The organism is Hydrogenophaga sp. NFH-34 (assembly GCF_021401345.1).
Taxonomy (GTDB): domain Bacteria; phylum Pseudomonadota; class Gammaproteobacteria; order Burkholderiales; family Burkholderiaceae_C; genus Hydrogenophaga; species Hydrogenophaga electricum.
This window is the reverse complement of record NZ_JACBGE010000054.1, coordinates 1-3,825: the sequence shown is the minus strand read 5'-3', so window position 1 is coordinate 3,825 and position 3,825 is coordinate 1. Positions and strand designations below refer to the sequence as shown.

The window sequence follows — 3,825 nt, the reverse complement described above, 5'->3', positions numbered from 1 at the left end:
CGAGCAACCAGAAGCTGCTGGACAAGCCGGAGAACGTGCGGCTGTCGGTGGACGCCGAGGGGGCGTACTACTGGAACGATGCGCGGGTGGACGATGCCGTCTTCGAGCAGCGCCTGAACGAGACGGCAGCGATGGAGCCGCAGCCGGAGCTGCACATCCGCGGGGACAAGGCGGTGCGCTACGAGCGCGTGGCCCAGGCCATGGCGGCCGCCCAGCGCGCCGGCGTGCGCAAGATCGGCTTCGTCACCGAACCGGCAGCCCCCTGAAACGGGCGCATCACCCAGCACCGACCCGCCCATTGTTCACGTTCACAGAGAACCGGAGCACACCATGAACCAGGACCCGTCTTTGTTTTCGGCCGCCGCAGAGAGCCCGGACAGCGTCGCGAGCCTGTCCGCACACCGACCATCCGGCGACAGCCCAGCGGCCGACACGGCGTCCGTCGTGGCCAGCCAGGATGTGCTGCGCGGCCAGAAGTCGGTCGCCATTTCGCACAACGGTGCGCTGTACCGACTGCAGACCACGCGCCAGGGCAAGCTCATCCTGACCAAGTAATTTTCATCGTGGGGCGACCCGGGGACCACTCACCCCCGAGCGTCGTTTTTCAGCCAGCCAAGGGGCATGTCCCCGGTAGCCAGGCGTTTTTTCCCGCACCATCCCGGCCATGGAGGCCGATCGATCCGGGCCCCGGCAACGGCTCCGCTTACACGCGGGACCTCCGGGGCAACCGACCCGCGGCGGACCCCGGCGCAGCCAGGGCACCCCGCGGGAAACCCTCGCGGGAATTCAGAGCCCGATGGCCGCGATGCCGGCACGCGCGATCTGCGCGTCTTCGCTGGACTTCACCCCGCTGACACCGACCGCACCGATGACCTGACCATCCTTGGTCACGGGCACCCCGCCTTCGAGCAGGCCGGCCACGCCCGGTGCGCTCAGGAACGACACCCGCCCCTGGTTGATCACGTCTTCGTAGACCTTGCTCTCACGGCGGCCCAGGGCGGCCGTGTGCGCCTTGGCCGGCGCAATGTGCGAGGAAATGGCGGGCGCGCCATCCAGGCGCTGCAGCCACAGCAGATGGCCACCATCATCAACGATGGCAATGGTCACGGCCCAGTTGTTCTTCAGGGCTTCGGCTTCGGCAGCGGCCGCGATCTGTTTGACATCGGCGGCTTCCAGGACAGCTTTGGTTTTCATGGTATTTCCAGTGCAAATCACAAACGAATGTGGACGATACCGCAGGAATTGGGTGCATCCCGGTAAAAGCTGTTGAACACCCCGACAGACACCTGCCGGCCAAGCACGGCGCGGAACCCTGGCGCCAGCGAGGGCTCCTACAATGCCCCTTTCACCGATGCCACAGGAGACCCCGACCATGAACGACCCCCTCTATTCTCCCGGCCAGTTCGGTCATCCCGCCGCTGCCTCGATGCAGCGCCACAAGGTGCTGCGCAACACCTATTGGCTTCTGGCGCTGTCCATGCTGCCCACCGTGCTGGGCGCCTGGATCGGTGTGCAAGCCGGCATCACCGCCAGCCTGACCGGTGGCCTGGGCCTGATCGTTTTTCTCGGCGGGGCGTTCGCCTTCATGTTCGCCATCCAGAAAACCAAGAACTCGGCCGCGGGCGTGCCCGTGCTGCTGGCTTTCACCTTTTTCATGGGCCTGATGCTGTCGCGGCTGCTGGCCTCGGTACTGGGTTTCCGCAACGGCAGCGAGCTCATCATGACCGCCTTCGGCGGAACGGCCGGCATCTTCTTCGTAATGGCCAGCCTGTCCACCGTGATCAAGCGTGACCTCTCGGGCATGGCCAAATGGCTGTTTGTCGGGGCACTGGCGATCATGTTCGGCGCCATCGTCAACGTCTTCCTGGGCAGTACCGCCATGATGGCCACGATTGCGGCCATCGCCGTCGTCGTCTTCAGCCTCTATCTGCTGTACGACCTCAAGAGCGTCATCGACGGCGGTGAAACCAACTACATCACCGCCACCCTGGCGGTCTATCTGGACCTGTTCAACATCTTCCAGAGCCTGCTGGTGCTGCTCGGCATCTTCGGCGGAGAGCGGGACTGACCGCCTTGCAGACGGCCCAGGAGCCCCCCGCCGCCCCCAAGACCATTCCTGCCGATACGGCCCCCGCCCTGGCGGTGGTGGTGATCTCGCACGGCCCGCGCGCGACCCTGCCCGCGGCCGTGCGCTCGGTGCTCCAGCAAGATGTGCCGGTGGAGTTGCTGGTGGTTCACACAGGCCCCGGTGACGTGCCGGCCCTGCTGAAAGCCCACGGCATCACCGCGCCGGTGCTCGCGGTGCCCGAATCGCGGTACGTGGGCGCGGCCCGGAATCTGGGCATCGCCCACACCCAGGCACCCTGGGTGGCCTTCCTGGCCGACGACTGCCTGGCGGCGCCCGAATGGGCCCGGCAACGCCTGGGCTCGCACCGCGATGGCGCGCAGGCGGTGGCGAGCGCGCTGCTGCCAGACCGTCCAGGCCATCCGGTGGCACTGGCATCGTTCCTGTCAAACCACATTCGCCGGCTGCCACTGACCCCGCCCGGCGAGGCCCTGCGGTATGGCGTCTCCTACGAACGCCGGCTGTTGCAGAGCGTGGGCGCCTTCCGGGAAGACATGCCAGGCGGTGAAGACAGCGAATACAACGCCCGCGTTGCCACCGTTTGCGACATCGCCTGGAACCCCGCGGTGGTCACCCTGCACCGGGAGCCGCGGAACCCGGTGCTCGCCTGGTGGGATCACTTGCGGCGCGGCTACCTCAGCGGCCAGATGCGGCTGAAGCTGGGAGCCACCCGCTTTCCGCCCTTCCGCCAGCGGGTCCGGGACAAGCAGCGCTACATCCTCGCGGCAGCGGCGGAGCGCACCGGCCCCGAACTGCACACCCCACTTCGCAAGGCCCGGCCCTTGCTGAAGGCCTACATCCTGGCCTACGAGCTGGGCATCCAGGGAGCGCTGCACCGGCACGCGCCCCGCCCACCCCACCCATGATCGACGCCCGCCTGCCCTCGCGCCGCCCGCCCCGGGTCCTGGCCGTGTTTTCGTTCCGGCACGACGCGCACCTGGTCCCCGCCCTGCTGCGCAACATCGCGCCGCTGGTGGATGGCTGGATCAGCTTCGACGACCGTGCCTCCCAGGATCTGTTCAGCAACGAAACCACCCGGCGGCTGGCCCTGCTGGAGGCCGCTCGCGACGCCGGGGCCGAATGGGCGCTGGCGGTGGACCCGGACGAGCGCTTCGACTGGCTGACGCGTTTTTCCATGCGCCGCCTGATGGACGGGTCGGCCGACGCCTACTGGTTCCGGCTGCGGGAGATGTACAGCCCCCGCCATTTCCGCACCGATGGCGTGTGGGGCCGCAAGACGCAGGCCCGGTTGCTGCGGCTGACCGGCGGCATCGTCAAGCCCGAGGGGCAATTGCACGTCCCCTGGCAGGCCTGCATCGGCGCCCAGCGGATCGAACCCGCCGGACACGACCTGTACCACCTGAAGATGATCGCCCCGCTCCGGCGCGTGGCCCGCGCCGATCTGTACGAACGGCTCGACCCGGAGCGCCGCATGCAGCCCATGGGCTACCGGTACCTGGCCGACGACGCCGGCATGGCGCTTCAGCGGGTGCCCCTGTGGCGCAGCTACTGGCCGCGCCACGTGGACGACGGCGGCCTGTGGATGCCGCCGCCTCATCCCTCCCCCTGAATCGCCCGTGGCTTGTATCTTCATATCTGACTGGCGCGGTAGAGTGTGGCCGCCGTTGAGGCGGCCAGACCGGCCCGTGCAGTTTGGTAGCGGCTGGGGTGATCGAGCCCGTGACTGAGTACAGAACGCA

General features: G+C 67.8%; 6 protein-coding genes. 5 read left to right on the top strand and 1 reads right to left on the bottom strand.

Going from position 1 to position 3,825, the window contains the following annotated elements; genetic code table 11:
• A partial coding sequence (locus tag L0977_RS25210) for an ExbD/TolR family protein (RefSeq protein WP_234267670.1) occupies positions 1-266 on the top strand: 266 nt, incomplete at its 5' end.
• A gap of 64 nt (positions 267-330) precedes the next feature.
• Positions 331-555, top strand: a complete 225-nt coding sequence (gene hemP / locus L0977_RS25205) for a hemin uptake protein HemP (protein ID WP_234267669.1) — start codon at positions 331-333, stop codon at positions 553-555.
• A 231-nt stretch (positions 556-786) separates the two neighbouring features.
• Here hemP and L0977_RS25200 read toward each other — a convergent pair whose 3' ends face one another.
• Entirely contained in the window at positions 787-1,194 is a 408-nt protein-coding gene (locus L0977_RS25200; RefSeq protein ID WP_234267667.1) for a GlcG/HbpS family heme-binding protein, read from the bottom strand.
• Positions 1,195-1,372: 178 nt separating this feature from the next.
• On the opposite strand from L0977_RS25200, the gene L0977_RS25195 reads away from it, so the two are divergent.
• From L0977_RS25195 to L0977_RS25185, 3 genes are read left to right on the top strand one after another with little or no spacing between them, the layout of a single operon-like run.
• Positions 1,373-2,068: a Bax inhibitor-1 family protein gene (locus L0977_RS25195; protein WP_234267666.1), complete on the top strand. Its 696-nt coding sequence runs from the start codon at positions 1,373-1,375 to the stop codon at positions 2,066-2,068.
• A 5-nt stretch (positions 2,069-2,073) separates the two neighbouring features.
• A complete protein-coding gene (locus L0977_RS25190) occupies positions 2,074-2,991 on the top strand; it encodes a glycosyltransferase family 2 protein (protein WP_234267665.1) in 918 nt (305 codons plus the stop codon).
• Positions 2,988-3,695, top strand: coding sequence for a hypothetical protein (locus tag L0977_RS25185; RefSeq protein WP_234267664.1), 708 nt, complete (start codon positions 2,988-2,990; stop codon positions 3,693-3,695). The genes L0977_RS25190 and L0977_RS25185 overlap by 4 nt, the downstream gene beginning before the upstream one ends.
• Positions 3,696-3,825 lie beyond the last annotated feature (130 nt).